Source organism: Streptomyces sp. NPDC085481 (assembly GCF_044541845.1).
GTDB lineage: Bacteria > Actinomycetota > Actinomycetes > Streptomycetales > Streptomycetaceae > Streptomyces.
The window spans coordinates 239,619-258,492 of the sequence record NZ_JBITTJ010000001.1; the positions used below are offsets into that span (position 1 = coordinate 239,619).

Genomic DNA, 18,874 nt, shown 5'->3' on the forward strand with positions numbered 1-18,874 from the left:
ATGAGCGAGTTCGTGGTGGGTGACGAGGACTTTCTCCTCGACGGGCGGCCGGTGCGGCTCCTCTCGGGAGCGCTGCACTACTTCCGGGTGCACGAGGAGCAGTGGGAGCACCGGCTCGGGATGCTGCGCGCGATGGGCCTCAACTGTGTCGAGACGTACGTGCCGTGGAACCTGTACGAGCCGGAGCCGGGCCGGTACGGGGACGTGGGCGCGCTCGGCCGCTTCCTGGACGCGGTGGAGCGGGCGGGGATGTGGGCGATCGTGCGCCCCGGCCCGTACATCTGCGCCGAGTGGGAGAACGGCGGACTGCCGCACTGGCTGACGGGGCGGCTCGGCCGGCGGGTGCGGACGGACGACGCGGAGTTCCTGGTGCACGTGGACCGCTGGTTCCGCCGGCTGCTGCCGCAGGTGGTGGAGCGGCAGATCGGGCGGGGCGGCCCGGTGATCCTGGTGCAGGTGGAGAACGAGTACGGCAGTTACGGCACGGACGCCGGGTATCTGCGGCACATGAAGGACCTGCTGCTCGCCTGTGGCGTGGAGGTGCCGCTGTTCACCTCGGACGGCCCGGAGGACCACATGCTGACGGGCGGTTCGGTGCCGGGGGTGCTGGCGACGGCGAACTTCGGCTCGGGGGCGCGGGAGGCGTTCGAGACGCTGCGGCGGCACCGGCCGGAGGGGCCGCTGATGTGCATGGAGTTCTGGTGCGGCTGGTTCGACCACTGGGGCACGAAGCACGTCGGGCGGGACGCGGCGGACGCGGCGGCGACGCTTCGGGAGATCCTGGAGTGCGGGGCGTCGGTGAACGTCTACATGGCGCACGGCGGCACGAGCTTCGCCGGGTGGGCGGGGGCGAACCGGGCGGGACGCCTTCACGAGGGGGCGCTGCGGCCGACGGTGACCTCGTACGACTACGACGCGCCGGTCGACGAGGCGGGGCTGCCGACGCAGAAGTTCTGGCGGTTCCGCGAGGTGCTCGCCGAGTACGCGGAGGGGCCGCTGCCCGAGGTGCCGGAGCCGCCGGTGCGGATCGGCGCGCCGGTGGCCGGTGCGCCGGACGGCTGGGCGCCGCTGCCGGAGGTCCTGGCGGTGCTGGGCGACGAGGAGTCGGACACGCCGGTGCCGCCGACCTTCGAGGAGCTGGGGGTGGACCGGGGTCTGGTCCGCTACCGGCTCGAGGTGCCGGGCCCGCGGCAGCCGTATCCGCTGGCGGTGACGGGGCTGCGGGACCGGGCGACGGTGTACGTGGACGGGGCTCTGGCCGGGGTGCTCGAGGCGGAGGAGGCGGAGCTGCCGGAGCCGGTGGCGGGGCCCGCGGTGGTGGAGCTGTGGGTGGAGTCCCTCGGCCGGGTCAACTACGGGCCGCGGCAGGCGGAGGCCAAGGGCATCACGGGCGGGGTGCGGCACGAGCGGCAGTATCTGCACGGGGTGCGGGCGCGGGGGCTGCGGCTCGACGCGTTCGAGGCCGGGGCGGTGGGGAGGGTGCCGTTCGGCGAGGTCCCCGCGGCGGCGGGGCCGGGCCTGTACCGGGGCACCCTGAACGTCCCGTCGCCGGGCGACGCGGCGCTTCGGCTGCCGGGGTGGACCCGCGGCTTCGTGTGGGTGGGCGGCTTCTGCCTGGGCCGCTACTGGAACGCGGGCCCGCAGGATTCGCTGTTCGTGCCGGGCCCGGTGCTGCGGGAGGGCGCCAACGAGGTGTGGGTGCTCGAGCTGGAGGGCGGGGCGGGGGGCGCGGTGGAGCTGGCGTAGGGCAACGCCGCGGGGCGGGCCGCCGCAAACGGGCAGTGCCGGTTCGGGCGCCGCGGGCGGCCGTGCAGGGGAGCGGGGGCCGCGTGCGCCGCGTGCCGGGGGCGTCCTCGTACGCGCGGGTGCCCGGGGCGCGAGGCCCCGGGCACCCGATGTCGTTCAGGGGGTCACAGCGATGCCGCCGCGGCCTTGATCGCGGAGGCGAAGGTGGAGACCTCGGTGTAGACACCGGGGTAGCCGGCGCGGGCACAGCCCTCGCCCCAGCTCACGATGCCGACCTGGACCCAGGCGTTGCTGTTGTCCTTGCGGAACATCGGGCCGCCGGAGTCACCCTGGCAGGTGTCGACGCCGCCCTCGTCGAAGCCGGCGCAGATCTCCTCGCCCGGGACGAGGGAGCTGCCGTACGCGGACTGGCAGTCGGCGTCCGAGACGAACGGGACGGTCGCCTTGCGCAGGTACCGCTGCTGGCCGCCGCCCTCGCGGGTGGCGCCCCAGCCGGCCACGGTGAAGGTGCCGTTGTTGTACGCGGTGGTCTCGGCGATCTTCAGGTTGGGCAGGCTGCTGATCGGCGAGGCGAGCTTGATGAGGGCCCAGTCCTTGCCCTGGCCGTTGTAGCCGGGGGCCTGGTAGACCTTGGTCGAGCGGACCTTGATGGCGCTGCCGGACTGGAGGTCCACGACACCGGCGGTGGCGGTGATGCTGGTGTTGTTGCCGGAGCCGTTCACGCAGTGCGCGGCGGTGAGCACGACCTGAGGGGTGATCAGGGAGCCGCCACAGCCCATGGAAAGCCGGACCATCCAGGGGAACTCGCCCTGGGCGGCGCGGACGCCGCCGACGACCGGCGCGGGAGCCGCGGAGGCGGTGGTGGGCTGGAGGCTGACGGCGGCGAGGACGACGGCGCCGGCCGCGGCGAGTTTCTGCAGTGCGCGAACCAGTCTGTTCTTCTGCATTCGACTGCCTTCTTTCATGGGGGGTTGATCTTGATGGCATGTGCCCGTCAAGAACTGGTCCGGATTATGGACAGCGCGCAACGGGCGTCACAAGGAGGCCTTTTCGGCCAGATGGGGGACACGCGGGGACATGGGCGCCGCCCGTACCCTGGACATCAGGGGGTGGTCGCTTTGCCGCACAGCGATGAAGTCTCCCGTGTGGTCCACGGCTTCGAGCACCTCGACACGGTCCGGGCCGCGATCACCGCCCTCTACCGGCGGCTCTCCCCCGACGGCGTACGGCGCTACGAGACGAGCGTCCCGGCCTCCGACGTCGCCGTGGAGGACCCGGCGGAGCTGTTCCTCGGCACCCAGCGCGCGGCCCGGGCCCTCGTCCGCCACCTGCGGCTTCCCGACGCCCGGATGGTGGTGAGCTTCCGCACGATGGAGCACGCGGCGAGCGTCGGACTGACCTCCGGCCCCGAGTACTTCGTCGAGCTCAACGACCGCTTCCGGCACCACCGCCGGGACATCGGCGCGGCCCTCGCCCACGAGATCACCCACGTCCTGCTCCACCGCCTCGGCCTCGCCTTCCCCACGACCAGGGAGAACGAGATCCTCACCGACGTCGTCACGACGTACCTCGGCGCGGGCTGGCTGCTCCTCGACGCCTTCCGGCAGGACGGCATGTCGAGCCAGAAGCTCGGCTACCTGACGCCGGAGGAGTTCGGCTACGTCCTGGCCAAACGGGCCGAGGCCTTCGGGGAGGACCCTTCGCCGTGGTTCACCAGCGCGGTGGCGTACGACGCGTGGGTGCGGGGCCGGGACGAGGCCGCCCGCGACTGGCGGCGCCCGCCGCTCGCCGGCGCCGGGTGGGCGGCCCGCCGGCGCGCCCGGGCGGTGGGCGACGGCGTGTTCCGCTGCCCGGTGTGCTGCCAGCGGCTGCGCGTGGCACCGGGGCGGCGGGTGAAGGCGCGGTGCGGGGTGTGCCGCACGGTCCTGGAGTGCGCGCCGTAGCGAACGGGCCATGTATTTGCGCCGTTCGGGCGCTTCGGGTGAAGGTCGGCGCATGAGCAAGCTGTTCGAGGCGCTGTGGCGCGGGGACGACGACGGGGTGGTCCGGGCCCTGCGGGAGGGGTCGGACCCCGAGGCGAGGGAGGACGACGAGACCCCGCTGTACCGGGCGGCCGTCGGAAACCACCCGGTCGCCGTCCGGCTGCTCCTCGCCGCCGGCGCCGACCCCGGACGTGCGAGCGGCGAGGACGACACCGACCTGCCGCTGTGCGGGGCCGCCTGCGGGGGTCATACGGAGGTGGTACGGGCGCTGCTCGCCGGGGGCGCGGACCCGGACCAGGAGGAGGGCTTCGGCTTCACCGCCCTGGCCTGGGCGGTACGCCTCGGCCACGCCGACACCGTCCGCGCCCTCCTCGAAGCCGGCGCCTCCCCCGGCCGGCCCGGCCCCGACGGGCTCGCTCCGCTCGTCGCCGCCGCCCGCCGCGGCTCGACCCCGTGCGTGCGGGCACTGCTCGACCACGGCGCGGGGAACGTGGCGGAGGCCCTCGACGAGGCCCGGCGGTGGATCGGCGCCGACATGGCGGCCGTGCTGCGGCGCGGGCTGGTCGAGGGCGGCGGCGCCGGGGACACGTACGAGGCGGTGGTGCGGCGGGTCCCCGAGGACGGCGGGGTGACCGTGGTCGTCGAGCTGCTGCGCGAGGACGGCGCCCCGGGCCGCGGCGACGAGCGCCAGACCGGCCACGCGGCCATCGCCACCCTCCTGGAGGGCGCCCTCGGCATCCGCGTCCCGCACGAGGAGCTGGCCGCCCGGGCGCTGCGCTGCGGCGACCCGGAGCAGGACGACTGGACCACGGCGGTCGCCGCCCTCGCGGCCCGGGGCGACGAGCCCGCCTTCACGGCGGCCGCCGCCTGGTGCGCGAGCCCCGATCCGCTGCGCCGCGCCCTGGGCGCGCGCGTGCTGGCCGCCCTGCCCGGCTTCGCGGCGCGGGCGGTGCCGGTGCTGCGGAGCCTGGCGGCGGCCGGGGCCCCGGGCGAGGGGGCGGGGGCGGGCGGACCCACCGCCGCCGCCCGTGAGCCCGCCCTCTCCCTCGCCACCGCGCTCGGCGACTGCGCGGACCCGGGTGCCGTGCCCGAACTGCTCGGGCTCGCCCGGCATCCCGAGCCCGAGGTACGCCGCCAAGTGGCCGCCTCGCTCACCGGTCTCGTCCCGGCCGGGCACGGCGAGGCCGTCGCCGTCCTGGTCGGCCTGAGCCGGGACCACGAGCCCCGGGTCCGCGACTGGGCCACCCTGGCCCTCGCCGAGCTCCCCGACGACACCCCCGCCCTGCGCGAGGCCCTCGCCGCCCGCCTCGCCGACCCGGACCCGGAGACCGCCGCCGAGGCCGCCCGCGGCCTGGCCATCCGTCAGGACCCGCGCGCCGTCGAGGCCCTGGCCCGTGTCCTGGCCGACGGCGACCCGGACGGCACGCCCCGTGAGACGGCCCTGGCCGCCCTGGAACACGTACGGGATCCGCGGATTCGGACCCGCCTGGAGTGGACGGCACCGCGCTGCCGCTGAGGGGGCGTCGTACGCGCTACGCGCCGTACACCGCCTGCGGCGGCTCCGCCTGCGCCAGGAGCTCGAGGGCCGCTTCGCCCGCCTCGGCCGGGGTGCGGCGGGCGCCCTTGTCGGCGGTGGGGCCGGGGCGCCAGCCCTCCATGACGGTGAGGCGGCCGCCCTCGGCCTCGAAGACGCGGCCGGTGACGCCCGCCGAGGCCGCGGAGCCGAGCCAGACCACCAGGGGGGAGACGTCCTCCGGGAGGGCGGCGAGGCCGGCGAAGGTCTCTTCGGTCATGCGGGTCCTTGCGGCCGGGGCGATGGCGTTGACCTGGACGCCGTAGCGGCCCATCTCGGCGGCGGCGACCAGGGTCAGGCCGACGATGCCGGCCTTGGCGGCGGCGTAGTTGCCCTGGCCGACGCTGCCGAGCAGGCCCGCCCCCGAGGTGGTGTTGACCACCCGGGCGGCCACCGGGCGGCCCGCCTTGGCCTCGGCGCGCCAGTGGGCGGCGGCCTGCCTGAGCGGCAGGAAGTGGCCCTTCACGTGGACGCGGAGGACCGCGTCGAAGTCGTCCTCGTCCAGGTTGACGAGCATGCGGTCGCGCAGGAACCCGGCGTTGTTGACGAGGGTGTCGAGCCGGCCGAACGTCTCCAGGGCGGTCGCCACCAGGGACGCGGCCCCGTCCCCGGTGGCGATGTCGCCGCCGTGGGCGACGGCCTCGCCGCCGGCGGCCCTGATCTCCTCGACGACCCGCGCGGCCGGGCTGTCGGGGCCGGGGCGGCCGTCGAGGCCGACGCCGAGGTCGTTGACGACGACCCGGGCGCCCTCGGCCGCGAAGGCGAGGGCGTGGGCCCTGCCGAGCCCCCGGCCCGCGCCGGTCACGATCACCACTCGCTCGTCACACAGACCCATCTCGGCTCTCCTTGTTGACGTTTGCGGCATCCAGGAAGGCGGGGCGCTCCCCGCCCCCGTGCACCAGGAGCGAGGCTCCCGTGACGTAGGCCGCCCGGTCGGAGGCGAGGAAGACCGCCGCCTCCCCGATGTCGGCCGGCTCGGCGAGCCGGCCCAGCGGCACGGTCCTGCCGACGGCGGCGATGCCGTCGGCGTCGCCGTAGTGGAGGTGGGACAGCTCGGTCCTGACCATGCCGAGGACCAGCGTGTTGACCCGCACGTCGGGGGCCCATTCCACGGCCATGGAGCGGGCCAGGTTCTCCAGGCCGGCCTTGGCGGCGCCGTAGGCGGCGGTGCCCGGCGAGGGGCGGGTGCCGCTGACGCTGCCGATCATGACGACCGAGCCGCGGGCGGCGCGGAGCAGCTCGTGGGCGGCGAGGGAGACGGTGAGGGGGACGGTGAGGTTCAGCTCGACGACTCTGGCGTGGCGGTCGGGTTCGCCCTCGCCCAGGAGGCGGTACGGCGTGCCGCCGGCGTTGTTGACGAGGGTGTCGAGCCGGCCGCACCGCTCGGCGAGCTCGCCGAAGAAGCCGCGTACGGCCTCCGGTTCCCGCAGGTCGAGCGGGTGGAAGCGGGCCGTGCGGCCGGCCGCGGCGACCGGTTCGTCCGGGGGTCTGCGGGCGCAGACCACGACCTCGGCGCCGGCCCGCAGAAAGGCCCGGGCGATGCCCGCGCCGACCCCGCGGGTTCCGCCGGTGACGACGGCGACCCTCCCGTCCAGCTCCATCGGCTGCTACCTTCCTCCCAGGACCTCACCTAACAAACGTTTGGTGGAAAGGTAGCTGATCCGCTCATGGGTGTCTCCACCTCACGCCCCGGCAAGGGCGTCGCGCTCGTCACCGTCGACCACCCGCCCGTCAACGCCCTTCCCGTACGGGGCTGGTACGAGCTCGCCGACGCCGTCCGCGCCGCCGGGCGCGACCAGGAGATCCGCTGTGTCGTGCTCGCCGCCGAGGGCCGCGGCTTCAACGCGGGCGTCGACATCAAGGAGCTGCAGCGCGATCCCGGCCACGGCTCGCTGGTCGCCGTCAACCGCGGCTGCGCGGAGGCGTTCGCGGCGGTCTACGACTGCGAGGTGCCGGTCGTCGCGGCGGTCGGCGGCCACTGCCTCGGCGGCGGCATCGGGCTCGCCGGCAACGCCGACGCGATCGTCGCCGCCGACGACGCCGTCTTCGGTCTGCCCGAACTCGACCGGGGGGCGCTCGGCGCCGCCACCCATCTGGCCCGGCTCGTCCCCCAGCACCTGATGCGCGCCCTCTACTACACCTCGCGCACCGCCACCGCGCACGAGCTGCACGCCCACGGCTCGGTCTGGAGGGTCGTGCCGCGCACGGAACTCCTGGAGGCGGCACTGGAGCTGGCGGGCGAGATCGCCGCGAAGGACGGCACCCTGATCCGGCTCGCCAAGGCCGCCATCAACGGCATCGACCCCGTCGACGTGCGCCGCAGCTACCGCTTCGAGCAGGGCTTCACCTTCGAGGCGAACCTCAGCGGCGTCGCCGACCGGGTCCGCGACACCTTCGGGACGGAGAGCTCACGGTGACCGACAAGACCATGACCCCCGAGGACGTCGTCGGACGACTCCGCTCCGGCATGACCGTCGGCATCGGCGGCTGGGGCTCGCGGCGCAAGCCCATGGCCCTGGTCAGAGCGCTGCTCCGGTCCGGGATCACGGATCTCACGGTGATCTCGTACGGCGGCCCCGACGTCGGCCTGCTCGCCGCGGCCGGCCGGATCCGCCGGCTGGTCGCCCCTTTCGCGACCCTCGACTCCATTCCCCTCGAACCCCACTTCCGGGCGGCCCGCGAGAGCGGCGCCTTCGAGCTCACCGAGCTCGACGAGGCGATGTTCATGTGGGGTCTGCACGCCGCCGCCAACCGGCTGCCCTTCCTGCCGGTGCGGGCCGGGCTCGGCTCGGACGTGATGCGGGTCAACCCCGGTCTGCGGACGGTCACCTCGCCGTACGAGGACGGCGAGGAGTTCGTCGCCGTGCCCGCCCTGCGCATGGACGCCGCGCTGGTGCACCTCAACCGCGCCGACCGGCTCGGCAACGGGCAGTACCTCGGCCCCGACCCGTACTTCGACGACCTGTTCTGCGAGGCCGCCGACACCGCGTACGTCTCCTGCGAGAAGGTCGTGGACTCCTTCGGCCCCGACGTGGTGCCGCAGACCCTGCTCGTGAGCCGGCACAGCGTCACCGGCGTCGTCGAGACCCCGAACGGGGCCCACTTCACCTCCTGCGTCCCCGATCACGACCGCGACGAGCCCTTCCAGCGGCTCTACGCCACCACCCCCTGGCCCGAGTTCGCCGAGCGCTTCCTGTCCGGCAAGAGCGAGGACGACTACCAGGCCGCCGTACGGACCTGGCACGACGAGCGCGAGGAGCAGCGGTGACGACCAGCCGAGCCGAATACTGCGTGATCGCCTGCGCCGAGGCCTGGCGCGACAACGGCGAGGTGCTCGCCAGCCCCATGGGCCTCATCCCGTCCCTCGGCGCCCGGCTGGCCAAGCGCACCTTCTCCCCCGACCTGCTGCTCACCGACGGCGAGGCCCTGCTCGTCGGCCTCGACGGCGAGCCCGAGGGCTGGCTGCCGTACCGCAGGCACCTCGCCGTGGTCACCGGCGGGCGGCGGCACGTGATGATGGGCGCCAGCCAGATCGACCGGTACGGCAACCAGAACATCTCCTGCATCGGCGACTGGGAGCGGCCCGCCCGCCAGCTCCTCGGCGTGCGCGGCGCGCCCGTCAACACGCTCAACAACCCGGTCAGCTACTGGATCCCCAAGCACTCCCCCCGGGTGTTCGTCGAGCGCGTCGACATGATCAGCGGGGTCGGTTACGACCATGCCGTCGGCCCCTACCACCGCCTCCCCCGGGTCGTCACCGACCTCGCCGTCCTCGACTTCGAGACGCCCGGCCACGCGATGCGGCTGGCGTCCGTCCACCCGGGCGTGACGGTGGCCGAGGTCCGGGCGGCGACCGGCTTCGAGCTCGTGGTGGACGGGGAGGTGCCGTACACGCGCGAGCCGGAGGACGCCGAACTGCGGCTGATCCGCGAGGTGATCGACCCGCAGGGCCTCAGGAACCGTGAGGTCAGGGTCTGATGGAGACGCCGCTCACCAAACTGGTCGGTGTCCGCCACCCGATCGTGCAGACCGGCATGGGCTGGGTCGCGGGCCCCCGGCTCGTCTCGGCCAGCGCGAACGCGGGCGCCCTCGGCGTGCTCGCCTCCGCGACCATGACCGTGGACGAGCTGCGCGCGGCGGTCCGCGAGGTGAAGTCCCGTACGGACCGGCCCTTCGGGGTCAACCTGCGGGCGGACGCGGGCGACGCCCGGGAGCGGGTCCGGATCATCGTCGACGAGGGCGTACGGGTCGCCTCCTTCGCCCTCGCGCCGTCCCGCGAGCTGATCGCCGAACTGAAGGACGCCGGGGTCGTCGTCATCCCCTCCGTCGGGGCACGCCGGCACGCCGAGAAAGTGGCGGCCTGGGGCGCGGACGCGGTGATCGTGCAGGGCGGCGAGGGCGGCGGGCACACCGGCGAGGTCGCCACGACCGTACTGCTGCCGCAGGTGGTGGACGCGGTGGACATCCCGGTGGTCGCCGCCGGCGGCTTCCACGACGGGCGGGGCCTGGTGGCTGCGTTGTCGTACGGGGCGGCGGGGATCGCGATGGGCACGCGTTTCCTGCTGACGGCGGATTCGACGGTGCCGGACGCGGTCAAGGCGAGGTACCTGTCGGCGACGGTCGGGGACATCACCGTGACCACCGCCGTGGACGGCCTCCCGCACCGGATGCTCCGCACCGAGATGGTCGCCGCGCTCGAACGGGCGGGCCGGGTACGGGCGCTGGCGCAGGCCGTGCGCCGGGCGGCCGGCTTCCGCAGGATCTCCGGGCTCTCGTGGGCGGCGATGGTCCGCGACGGCCTGGCGATGCGCCACGGCAAGGACCTGTCCTGGAGCCAGGTCCTGCTCGCCGCGAACACCCCGATGCTCCTGAAGGCTTCCATGGTCGAGGGCCGCACCGACCTCGGCGTCATGGCCTCCGGACAGGTCGCGGGGGTGATCGAGGACCTGCCGAGCTGCGAGGAACTCGTCACCCGGATCATGTCCGAGGCCGCGCACGTGCTCCGTACCCTTCCCTCTCTCTAAGGCTCAAGGGAGTCAGCCATGTCTCTGTCGAGACGCGCACTGCTGAGCACCGCGGGTGCCACCGCGATCCTGGCGATCGCCGCCCCGCCCGTCCTGGCCGGACCACGGGTCCGCACCGCGAACGCCATCCGGCAGATCCCGCTCCAGGGCGCGGTCAACGTCCGTGACCTGGGCGGCTACCTCACCTACGACGGGGCCAGGTTCCGGCACGGCCTGGTCTACCGCGGCGACCACCTCGGCAAGCTGACCGACGCCGACGTGGCCACGATCGGCGGTCTCGGCCTCGGCCGGGTGATCGACTTCCGGATCCCCCTCGAGGTGCAGTACGACGGCGCGGACCGGCTGCCGGCCGGTGTCGCGGGCGTCTCCCGCTCCCTCACCGACAACGGCCTGTTCGGCCAGCTGCTCGCGGCGATCGGCTCGCGCGACCCGGTGCGGCAGGAGCAGATGCTGGGCGGCGGCCGGGCGGCGGCGTTCATGACCGAGGTGTACCGCACCTTCGTCACCAGCGCGGCCAACCGCGAACGCCTCGGCGCGACGCTGCGCGAGCTCGCCCAGCCGGGCGCGGCACCGGTGCTCTACCACTGCACCTCGGGCAAGGACCGTACGGGCTGGACGAGCTGGCTGATCCTCAATCTCGTCGGCGTCCCCGAGCGCACGGCCACCGAGGACTACCTGGCCTCCAACACCTTCCGCGCCGCCTACGACGCCCGGGTCCGCGAGGGCCTGAAGCAGGGCGGCCTGATGCAGAACCCGGACCTGATCATCCCCCTCCAGGAGGTCCGCCAGGCCTACCTGGACGCGGCCCTGACCGAGGTCCGCAACGCCTACGGCACCCTCTACCGCTACGCCACCACCGGCCTGGGCCTGGACATCGGGGTCCTGGCGGGGCTCAGGAACCGCCTGGTCAGCTAGCCCGTGCCTGTCGGATCTCCCCGGGGCCGGCCCCGGGGAGCCGTACGGCGAGCGGCCCGCGCCCTCTCCCGGGGACGCAGTTGGTCAATTGGGCCCCTCTGCGGCGTGACGTCGGCCTTCGAGACCTGGTTGTGGTCTTGAAGGCCGACGTTGTCGTATGGGGTGGGTGCGGGTGTCGATGCAGCCGAAGGGGTCTGAGGAGATCCCCGCGGAGACGGTACGGGTGGCGCGGGCCGCGTTCCCGAAGGGCAGTCTGGCGATCCGGGTGAGGGACGAGCTGGGGCTGCTGTTCACCGATGATGAGTTCGCGGACCTGTTCCCGACGCGTGGCAGGCCCGCTTGGTCACCGGGCCGCCTCGCGCTGGTGCTGGTGTTGCAGTTCGTCGAGGGGCTGACCGACCGGCAGGCCGCGGAAGCGGTGCGGGCCAGGATCGACTACAAGTACGCCTTGGGCCTGGACCTGGGTGATCCGGGTTTCGACTTCTCGGTGCTCTCGGAGTTCAGAGACCGTCTGATCGGGGCGGATGCCGGGCCGCGGGTGCTGGACGGCATCCTTGTCGGCTGCCGCGAGAAAGGGCTGCTGAAGACCGCCGGCCGCGCTCGCACCGACTCCACCCACGTGGAGTCCTCAGCGCGGGCTCTGAACTGGCTGGAGCTGGTCAACGAGACACCAGCATCCCTCTCCCGGGGTGCGGGCCGCCGCCGTAGGGGGGGTCCTAGAGGCGCTCGATGATCGTCACGTTCGCCTGGCCGCCGCCCTCGCACATGGTCTGGAGGCCGTAGCGGCCGCCCGTGCGTTCCAGTTCGTGCAGGAGGGTCGTCATCAGCTTGACGCCGGTGGCGCCGAGCGGGTGGCCGAGGGCGATGGCGCCGCCGTTGACGTTGACGCGGTCCGGGTCGGCGCCGGTCTCCTTCAGCCAGGCCAGGACGACCGGGGCGAAGGCCTCGTTGATCTCGACCAGGTCGATGTCGTCGATGGTCAGGCCGGTCTTCTGCAGGGCGTGGGCGGTCGCGGGTATGGGCGCGGAGAGCATGCGGATCGGGTCCTCGCCGCGCACCGAGAGGTGGTGGATGCGGGCGCGGGGGGTGAGTCCGTGTTCCCGTACGGCGTGGTCGCTCGCGAGGAGCATGGCGGCGGCGCCGTCGGAGACCTGGGAGGAGCAGGCGGCGGTGATGGTGCCGCCTTCGACGACCGGCTTGAGGGTGGCCATCTTCTCCAGGCTCGTGTCCCGGCGCGGGCCCTCGTCGGCGGTGACGGGGCCGTAGGCGGCGGTCTCGCGGGCGAAGCGGCCCTCGTCGATGGCACGCAGCGCCCGCTGGTGCGAGCGGAGGGCGAACTCCTCCTGTTCGCGGCGGGTGATGCCCCACTTGGCGGCGATCAGCTCGGCGCCGTGGAACTGGTTGACCGGCGCGTCCCCGTACCGCGCGCGCCAGCCCTCGGAGCCGGCGTACGGGCCCTCGGTGAGGCCGAGCGGTTCGGCGGCCTGCCGGGAGGCGAAAGCGATGGGGATCATGGTCATGTTCTGTGTGCCGCCCGCGACCACCAGGTCCTGGGTGCCGGACAGCACGCCCTGGGCGGCGAAGTGGACGGCCTGCTGGGAGGAGCCGCACTGGCGGTCGATCGTGACGCCGGGGACCTCCTCGGGCAGTCCGGCCGCGAGCCAGCTGGTGCGGGCGATGTCGCCGGCCTGCGGTCCGACGGTGTCGAGGCAGCCGAAGACGACGTCCTCGACGGCGGCCGGGTCGACGCCGGTGCGCTCGACGAGGGCCTTCAGGACGTGCGCGCCGAGGTCCGCCGGGTGGACGGCGCCGAGGCCGCCCCTGCGGCGGCCCACGGGGGTGCGGACCGCGTCGACGATATAGGCCTCGGCCATGGCAGTTCCTCCTGTGGGTGGTCTATCCGGTTCGTACGGCGATCCCGTCGAGCACCATCGACAGGTACTGGCGGGCGATCTCCTCGGGGCTGTGCTGTCCGCCCGGGCGGTACCAGGACGCGGCGACCCAGACGGTGTCGCGCACGAACCGGTAGGTGAGCCGGACGTCGAGGTCGGCGCGGAAGACCCGGGCCTCGACCCCGCGCTCCAGGGTGCCGAGCCAGGCCTTCTCGAACTTGACCTGCGAGTCGGCGAGGTAGTGGAAGCGGGGCTGGTCGACCAGGTGGCGGGACTCCTTCTGGTAGATGGCGACGGCGGCGCGGTGCCGGTCGATCTCCCGGAAGGACTCGGTGACGAGGGCCTCGATGGTCTCCCGGGGGCCGAGTCCGGCGGCGAGGACGGTGTCGTACCCGTCCCAGAGCTCGTCGAGGAAGGTGGAGAGGATCTCGTCGAGCATCGACTCCTTGGAATCGAAGTGGTAGTAGAGGCTGCCGGCGAGCATGCCGGCGGCGTCGGCGATCTTGCGGACGGTGGTGGCGTTGTAACCCTGGGCGGCGAACACCTCGGCCGCCGTGTCCAGGAGCTCGCGCCGCCGCTCGGGCGAGGCGGTCACCTGGGTCTTCTTCTTGCTGGCAGTCTTCGGCACACGTCCATTCTGGTCCTACGGGTGCTGACTGCTGACGGAGACCGTCTCGCCGGTCATGTACGAGGAGTAGCCGCTGGCCAGGAAGACGATGACGTTGGCGACCTCCCAGGGCTGGGCGTACCTCCCGAAGGCCTCCCGCTCGGTGAGTTCGGCGAGCAGCTCGGCGGAGGTGACCTTGACCAGGTGCGGGTGCATGGCGAGCGAGGGCGCGACGGCGTTGACGCGCACCCCGTACTCGGCGGCCTCGATCGCGGCGCAGCGGGTCAGGGCCATCACCCCGGCCTTGGCGGCGGCGTAGTGGGCCTGCCCGGCCTGGGCACGCCAGCCGACGACGGAGGCGTTGTTGACGATCACCCCGCCGCGCCCGGTCTCCCGGAAGTGGCGCAGGGCGGCGCGGGTGCAGCGGAACGTGCCGTTCAGGGTGACGTCGAGGACGCGGTTCCACTGCTCGTCGGTCATGTCGGCGAGTGCGGCGGTGCCGCCGAGGCCGGCGTTGTGGACGAGGATGTCGAGCCCGCCGTGGAGCCGTACGGCGGTGTCGTGGAGGGCCTGGACCTGGGTCTCGTCGGTGACGTCGCAGGCCTGGGCGGCGACCCGGTCGGCGCCGAACTCGCCGGCGAGGGCGGCTTCGGTCTCCTTGAGGCGGCGGGCGTGGGCGTCGCTGACGACGACGCGGGCGCCCTCCTCCAGGAGGCGGCGTGCGGTGGCGCCGCCGATGCCGGCGCCCGCGGCGGCGGTGACGACGGCGGTGCGGCCGGCGAGCAGGCCGTGCCCGGGGACGTAGGGCGGAGGCGGCGGCGCGGGCGTACGGGTCATGGGCGCGGCTCCTTCGGGAGGCCGAGCACCCGCTCGGCGATGATGTCGCGCTGGATCTCGCTCGATCCGGCGTAGAGGGTGTCGGCGCGGGAGAAGAGGAACAGCCGCTGCCAGTCGTCGAGTTCGTACGGCTCGCCGGCGGCGAGGGTGGCGCCGGCGCCGCGGACGGCCATGGCGAGTTCGCCGAGGTCGCGGTGCCAGTGGGACCAGTAGAGCTTGGCCATGGAGGGTTCGGTGCCGTGCAGGGCGTTGGCGCGCATCGCGCGCAGGCCCGTCCAGGCGCGGACGAGGCGCTCGCGGATGAGCGGGTCGGCGGCGGCGCCGTTGGCGCGGGCGAGCGCGACGAGGGCCTCCAGCTCGCGGCGGAAGCCGACCTGCTGGCCGAGGGTGGACACGCCCCGCTCGTAGCCGAGGGTGGCCAGGGCGATCCGCCAGCCGTCGCCGGGGGCGCCGACGACGTGGGCGGCGGGGGTGCGGGCGCCGTCGAAGAGGACCTCGTTGAACTCGCTGGTGCCGGTGAGCTGCACGATCGGACGGATCTCGACGCCCGGCTGGTCGAGCGGGACGAGGAGGTAGGAGAGTCCCGTGTGGCGCCGGGAACCCGGTTCCGTGCGGGCCAGCACGAAGCACCACTGGGACTCGTGGGCGAGGGAGGTCCAGATCTTGCGGCCGTGCAGCACCCACGCGTCGCCCTCGCGGACGGCCCGGGTGCGGACGGCGGCGAGGTCGGATCCGGCGTCGGGTTCGCTGTAGCCCTGGCACCACAGTTCCTCGACGGCCCGGATGGGCGGCAGGAAGCGGGCCTTCTGCTCGTCGGTGCCGTGGGCGATGAGGGTGGGGCCGAGGAGCTGTTCGCCGATGTGGTTGACGCGGGCGGGGGCGTCGGCGAGCGCGTACTCCTCGTGGAAGGCGATCTGCTGCTCGATGCTCGCGCCGCGGCCGCCGTGCTCCTCTGGCCAGCCGATGCAGGTCCAGCCGTGGGCGGCCATGTGGCGTTCCCAGGCGAGCCGTTCGGCGAAGGCCTCGTGCTCGCGGCCGGGGCCGCCGCGGCCCTTCAGATCGGCGAACTCGCCCTGGAGCCGGTCGTGTAGCCAGTCCCGTACCTCGGTGCGGAACTCCTGGACGCTGCTCATGGCGCTCCTCATGGGCCGTACGTTAACCTACCAAACACTTGTTAGGGAAGGAGTCGGGGAGCCGATGGACCTCTCGTACACCGCCGAGGAGCACGCCTTCCGCGCCGAGGCCCGCGCCTGGCTGCGCGACCATGTGCCCGCCGTGCCGCTGCCGTCCCTGGAGACCGGGGAGGGCTTCGCCGCGCACCGCGCCTGGGAGGCCGAACTCGCCGCGGACCGCTGGTCGGTGGTCTCCTGGCCGGAGCGCTACGGCGGCCGGGACGCCGACATCTTCCGCTGGCTGGTCTTCGAGGAGGAGTACTACGCGGCGGGGGCGCCCGGCCGGGTGTCGCAGAACGGCATCAACCTGCTCGCTCCCACGCTCTTCGACTTCGCCACCGAGGAACAACGGGCCCGCGTCCTGCCGTCGATGGCGACCGGCGAGACGATCTGGGCGCAGGCCTGGTCCGAGCCGGAGGCCGGCTCCGACCTCGCCTCGCTGACCTCGCGGGCGGTCCCCACGGACGGTGGCTGGCTGCTCTCCGGGCAGAAGACCTGGTCCTCGCGGGCCGCCTTCGCCGACCGCGCCTTCGGCCTCTTCCGCAGCGACCCGGACGCCGGCCGGCCGCACCGGGGCCTGACGTATCTGATGTTCGACCTGCGCGCGCCCGGCGTGACCGTACGGCCCATCGGGCGGCTCGACGGCAAGCCGGCCTTCGCCGAACTCTTCCTGGACGAGGTGTTCGTACCCGACGAGGACGTCATCGGCGAGCCCGGGCAGGGCTGGCGGATCGCGATGTCCACGACGGGCAACGAGCGGGGCCTCACGCTGCGCTCCCCGGGCCGCTTCCTGGCCGCGGCGGACCGGCTCGTACGGCTGTGGCACGAGCGGGGGGAGGCGGGCGGGACCGCACTGCGGGACCGGGTGGCGGACGCGGTGATCGGGGCCCGCGCCTACCAGCTCTTCACGGCCGCGGGAGCCTCGCGCTTCGCGGCGGGCGGGAGCACCGGGGCGGAATCCAGCCTCAACAAGGTGTTCTGGTCGGGCTACGACATCGCGTTGCACGAGACGGCGCTCGACCTCCTCGGCGCCGAGGGCGAGCTGGCCGACACCGAGTGGGCCGAGGGCCACGTCTTCTCGCTCGCCGGCCCGATCTACGCCGGCACCAACGAGATCCAGCGCGACATCATCGCCGAGCGGCTGCTCGGCCTCCCGAAGGGCCGCCGCTGATGCGTTTTCTGCCGACCGACGAGCAGCGGGACTTCGCTCGCTCCCTGGACGCGATGCTCTCCGCGGCGGACACGCCCCTCGCGATACGGGCCTGGGCCGCGGGCGACCCGGGACCCGGGCGCGCGGTGTGGCGGCGGCTCGGGGAGGCGGGCGTCTTCGCGCTCGCGGCTCCCGAGGCGTACGAGGGCGTGGGCCCGCTCCCCGTCGAACTGGCCCACGCCTTGGTCGAGTCGGGCCGCCACGCGGTGCCGGGCCCGCTGGTGGAGACGGTCGCGGCGACGGCCCTGCTCGCGGAGCTGGCCGAGCTGGGCGAGCCCGTCCCGGCGAAGCGGCTCCTGCCGGGGCTGGTGGGGGGCGCGGCGACGGCGACGCTGGCCCTCGCCCCGGACGCCCTCGCCCTGGATCCGGACGCGGCCGACGTGCTCCTGGTGGTGGACGGCGAGGAGCTGCGCCTCGCCCCCGGCCACGGGGGCCTCCGCATCTCCTCCGACCCGGTACGACGCCTCGCGCGGCCCGCCCCCGGCGGGGAACGGCTCGCGGCCGGCCCCGCCGTGGTCGCGGCGGCCCGGGCGGCCCGGCGCTGGGCGCTGCTCGCGACGGCCGCGCAGTCGCTCGGGGTGGGGCTCGCGCTCCTGGACCGCACGGTGACCTACGCGAGGCAGCGCACCCAGTTCGGCGCGCCGATCGGCTCCTTCCAGGCGGTCAAGCACCGCCTCGCGGACACCCTGGTCGCCCTGGAATTCGCCCGCCCGCTCGTCTTCGGAGCGGCGCTCACCTTCGAGCGCGCCGATCTCGCGGCGGCCAAGGCGACGGCCGGTGAGGCCGCGTACGCGGCGGCCGGCACCGCCCTGCAGATCCACGGCGCGCTCGGCTACACCGAAGAACTCGACCTCTCCCTCTGGCTCCGCAAGGCCCGCCCCCTGCGCGACGCCTGGGGCACGCCGTCCTGGTGCCGGGCCGAGGTCATCGCCGCGTCCTCATGACTCCCTGGGCGGGCTCTCGTCGTTGCCGCGTCGGATCGTACGGAGCCGTCGTCCCGGCGACCAGGTGCGGATGACGAGTTCGTCGCCCTCCACCGAGGTCCGGACGACCTCCGTGAGCTCGACGCGGAAGAGGTGGTACGGCTGCGGCTCGCCGGCCTCGTCCGCGTACCAGGCCAGCTTCTCCGGGTCGGTGATCTCGACCGCACGGCCGCAGACGCGGACGTCGCCGCCGCCCATGCCGGTGCCCTCGCCCGGGTTGGCGAGGAGGGCGAGCCGGGGGTCGCGGCGGACGTCGAGGGCCTTGCGGGAGTTCGGCATCATGCCGAGCCACAGTTCGCCGGCGCGGAAGTCCGCCTCGATGCCGCTGAGCCTGGGCGAGCCGTCCGTGCGGAGGGTGGCGAGGGCGTGGTGGGTGTACTGCCCGAAGCGCTCGCGCACGGTCGCGGCGAGGTCGGGCTCGGCGGCCTCGAAGGCCGCCCAGCCGGCGGTCGGGGTGGTTCCGGTGTGTCCCATGGCTCCAGGGAACACCGGAAACCCGACGCCTTCTGTCCGGATTACTCCGGACCGCTCAGCACCGCGCCCGGCGTCACGCCTGCGCGCGCTCCGCCGTGCTGCGCTCCACGCAGAACTCGTTGCCCTCCGGGTCGGCGAGGGTCGCCCAGCCCGTCCCGTCGGGGTTGCGGTGGTCGCCGACGAGCGTGGCGCCGAGCGCGAGGAGTCGTTCGACCTCCTCGTCGCGGGTGCGGTCCTGCGGCTGGACGTCGAGGTGGACCCGGTTCTTCACCGACTTCTTCTCGGGCACCTGGATGAAGAGCAGGCCGGCGCCCGGCGATTCGACCAGCACCTCCGGGTCGCCCGGCTGGTCTTCGTCGGACACCTTCGAGTCGAGGACCTGGCTCCAGAAGGTGGCCAGGGCGTAGGGGTCGGAACAGTCGATGGTGACGTGTCGCACGAGAGAGGTCATGCCGTCAC

The 18,874-nt window shown here is 74.0% G+C and carries 19 protein-coding genes and 1 pseudogene; 11 read left to right on the plus strand and 9 right to left on the minus strand.

Annotated features, from left to right (window positions below):
- Entirely contained in the window at window positions 1-1,746 is a 1,746-nt protein-coding gene (locus ACIGEZ_RS01125) for a beta-galactosidase family protein (protein ID WP_399824454.1), read from the plus strand.
- Window positions 1,747-1,910: 164 nt separating this feature from the next.
- Here the strand turns inward: ACIGEZ_RS01125 and ACIGEZ_RS01130 are convergent, their stop codons facing one another.
- Window positions 1,911-2,693 carry a S1 family peptidase gene (locus ACIGEZ_RS01130; protein ID WP_399824456.1) on the minus strand — a complete coding sequence of 261 codons (783 nt, stop codon included), beginning with the start codon at window positions 2,691-2,693 and terminating at the stop codon, window positions 1,911-1,913.
- Between the two features lie 171 nt (window positions 2,694-2,864).
- On the opposite strand from ACIGEZ_RS01130, the gene ACIGEZ_RS01135 reads away from it, so the two are divergent.
- Window positions 2,865-3,689, plus strand: a complete 825-nt coding sequence (locus tag ACIGEZ_RS01135) for a hypothetical protein (protein WP_399824457.1) — start codon at window positions 2,865-2,867, stop codon at window positions 3,687-3,689.
- 52 nt (window positions 3,690-3,741) lie between these two features.
- Window positions 3,742-5,244, plus strand: coding sequence for an ankyrin repeat domain-containing protein (locus ACIGEZ_RS01140; RefSeq protein ID WP_399824459.1), 1,503 nt, complete (start codon window positions 3,742-3,744; stop codon window positions 5,242-5,244).
- Window positions 5,245-5,260: 16 nt separating this feature from the next.
- Here the strand turns inward: ACIGEZ_RS01140 and ACIGEZ_RS01145 are convergent, their stop codons facing one another.
- Window positions 5,261-6,136 carry an SDR family oxidoreductase gene (locus ACIGEZ_RS01145; RefSeq protein ID WP_399824460.1) on the minus strand — a complete coding sequence of 292 codons (876 nt, stop codon included), beginning with the start codon at window positions 6,134-6,136 and terminating at the stop codon, window positions 5,261-5,263.
- Complete coding sequence (locus ACIGEZ_RS01150) at window positions 6,123-6,902, minus strand: SDR family oxidoreductase (protein WP_399824462.1); 780 nt, start codon at window positions 6,900-6,902, stop codon at window positions 6,123-6,125. Before ACIGEZ_RS01150 ends, ACIGEZ_RS01145 begins: the two co-directional genes overlap by 14 nt.
- Window positions 6,903-6,968: 66 nt before the next feature.
- On the opposite strand from ACIGEZ_RS01150, the gene ACIGEZ_RS01155 reads away from it, so the two are divergent.
- From ACIGEZ_RS01155 to ACIGEZ_RS01180, 6 genes and pseudogenes are all read left to right on the plus strand, one after another.
- On the plus strand, window positions 6,969-7,718 hold the full coding sequence (locus ACIGEZ_RS01155; RefSeq protein ID WP_399824463.1) for an enoyl-CoA hydratase family protein: 750 nt from the start codon (window positions 6,969-6,971) through the stop codon (window positions 7,716-7,718).
- The gene (locus ACIGEZ_RS01160) at window positions 7,715-8,569 is read left to right on the plus strand and encodes a CoA transferase subunit A (RefSeq protein ID WP_399824464.1); all 855 of its coding nucleotides are present in this window, start codon (window positions 7,715-7,717) and stop codon (window positions 8,567-8,569) included. Before ACIGEZ_RS01155 ends, ACIGEZ_RS01160 begins: the two co-directional genes overlap by 4 nt.
- A complete protein-coding gene (locus ACIGEZ_RS01165) occupies window positions 8,566-9,279 on the plus strand; it encodes a CoA-transferase subunit beta (protein ID WP_399824465.1) in 714 nt (237 codons plus the stop codon). The genes ACIGEZ_RS01160 and ACIGEZ_RS01165 overlap by 4 nt, the downstream gene beginning before the upstream one ends.
- Entirely contained in the window at window positions 9,279-10,325 is a 1,047-nt protein-coding gene (locus ACIGEZ_RS01170; RefSeq protein ID WP_399824466.1) for an NAD(P)H-dependent flavin oxidoreductase, read from the plus strand. Before ACIGEZ_RS01165 ends, ACIGEZ_RS01170 begins: the two co-directional genes overlap by 1 nt.
- 18 nt (window positions 10,326-10,343) lie before the next feature.
- Window positions 10,344-11,240, plus strand: coding sequence for a tyrosine-protein phosphatase (locus ACIGEZ_RS01175; protein ID WP_399824467.1), 897 nt, complete (start codon window positions 10,344-10,346; stop codon window positions 11,238-11,240).
- A gap of 172 nt (window positions 11,241-11,412) precedes the next feature.
- A pseudogene (locus ACIGEZ_RS01180) lies at window positions 11,413-11,910 on the plus strand (transposase); the annotation flags it as partial.
- A 46-nt stretch (window positions 11,911-11,956) separates the two neighbouring features.
- Here the strand turns inward: ACIGEZ_RS01180 and ACIGEZ_RS01185 are convergent.
- From ACIGEZ_RS01185 to ACIGEZ_RS01200, 4 genes are read right to left on the minus strand one after another with little or no spacing between them, the layout of a single operon-like run.
- Window positions 11,957-13,114 (minus strand): acetyl-CoA C-acetyltransferase, encoded by a 1,158-nt coding sequence (locus ACIGEZ_RS01185; protein ID WP_399824468.1) that lies wholly within the window; start codon window positions 13,112-13,114, stop codon window positions 11,957-11,959.
- A 22-nt stretch (window positions 13,115-13,136) separates the two neighbouring features.
- The gene (locus ACIGEZ_RS01190; protein ID WP_399824469.1) at window positions 13,137-13,760 is read right to left on the minus strand and encodes a TetR/AcrR family transcriptional regulator; all 624 of its coding nucleotides are present in this window, start codon (window positions 13,758-13,760) and stop codon (window positions 13,137-13,139) included.
- A gap of 15 nt (window positions 13,761-13,775) precedes the next feature.
- Window positions 13,776-14,576 carry an SDR family oxidoreductase gene (locus tag ACIGEZ_RS01195; protein ID WP_399824471.1) on the minus strand — a complete coding sequence of 267 codons (801 nt, stop codon included), beginning with the start codon at window positions 14,574-14,576 and terminating at the stop codon, window positions 13,776-13,778.
- Complete coding sequence (locus ACIGEZ_RS01200; RefSeq protein WP_399824473.1) at window positions 14,573-15,709, minus strand: acyl-CoA dehydrogenase family protein; 1,137 nt, start codon at window positions 15,707-15,709, stop codon at window positions 14,573-14,575. The genes ACIGEZ_RS01195 and ACIGEZ_RS01200 overlap by 4 nt, the downstream gene beginning before the upstream one ends.
- A gap of 64 nt (window positions 15,710-15,773) precedes the next feature.
- Between ACIGEZ_RS01200 and ACIGEZ_RS01205 the strand changes: the two genes are divergently transcribed.
- Together ACIGEZ_RS01205 and ACIGEZ_RS01210 are read left to right on the plus strand one after the other, a co-directional pair.
- Entirely contained in the window at window positions 15,774-16,919 is a 1,146-nt protein-coding gene (locus ACIGEZ_RS01205; protein WP_399824475.1) for an acyl-CoA dehydrogenase family protein, read from the plus strand.
- Window positions 16,919-17,902: an acyl-CoA dehydrogenase family protein gene (locus ACIGEZ_RS01210; RefSeq protein ID WP_399824476.1), complete on the plus strand. Its 984-nt coding sequence runs from the start codon at window positions 16,919-16,921 to the stop codon at window positions 17,900-17,902. The genes ACIGEZ_RS01205 and ACIGEZ_RS01210 overlap by 1 nt, the downstream gene beginning before the upstream one ends.
- On the opposite strand, the gene ACIGEZ_RS01215 is transcribed toward ACIGEZ_RS01210, so the two are convergent.
- The gene (locus tag ACIGEZ_RS01215; protein WP_399824478.1) at window positions 17,897-18,415 is read right to left on the minus strand and encodes a pyridoxamine 5'-phosphate oxidase family protein; all 519 of its coding nucleotides are present in this window, start codon (window positions 18,413-18,415) and stop codon (window positions 17,897-17,899) included. The genes ACIGEZ_RS01210 and ACIGEZ_RS01215 overlap by 6 nt on opposite strands.
- Window positions 18,416-18,488: 73 nt before the next feature.
- Window positions 18,489-18,866 carry a VOC family protein gene (locus ACIGEZ_RS01220; RefSeq protein ID WP_399824480.1) on the minus strand — a complete coding sequence of 126 codons (378 nt, stop codon included), beginning with the start codon at window positions 18,864-18,866 and terminating at the stop codon, window positions 18,489-18,491.
- Window positions 18,867-18,874: the final 8 nt, after the last annotated feature.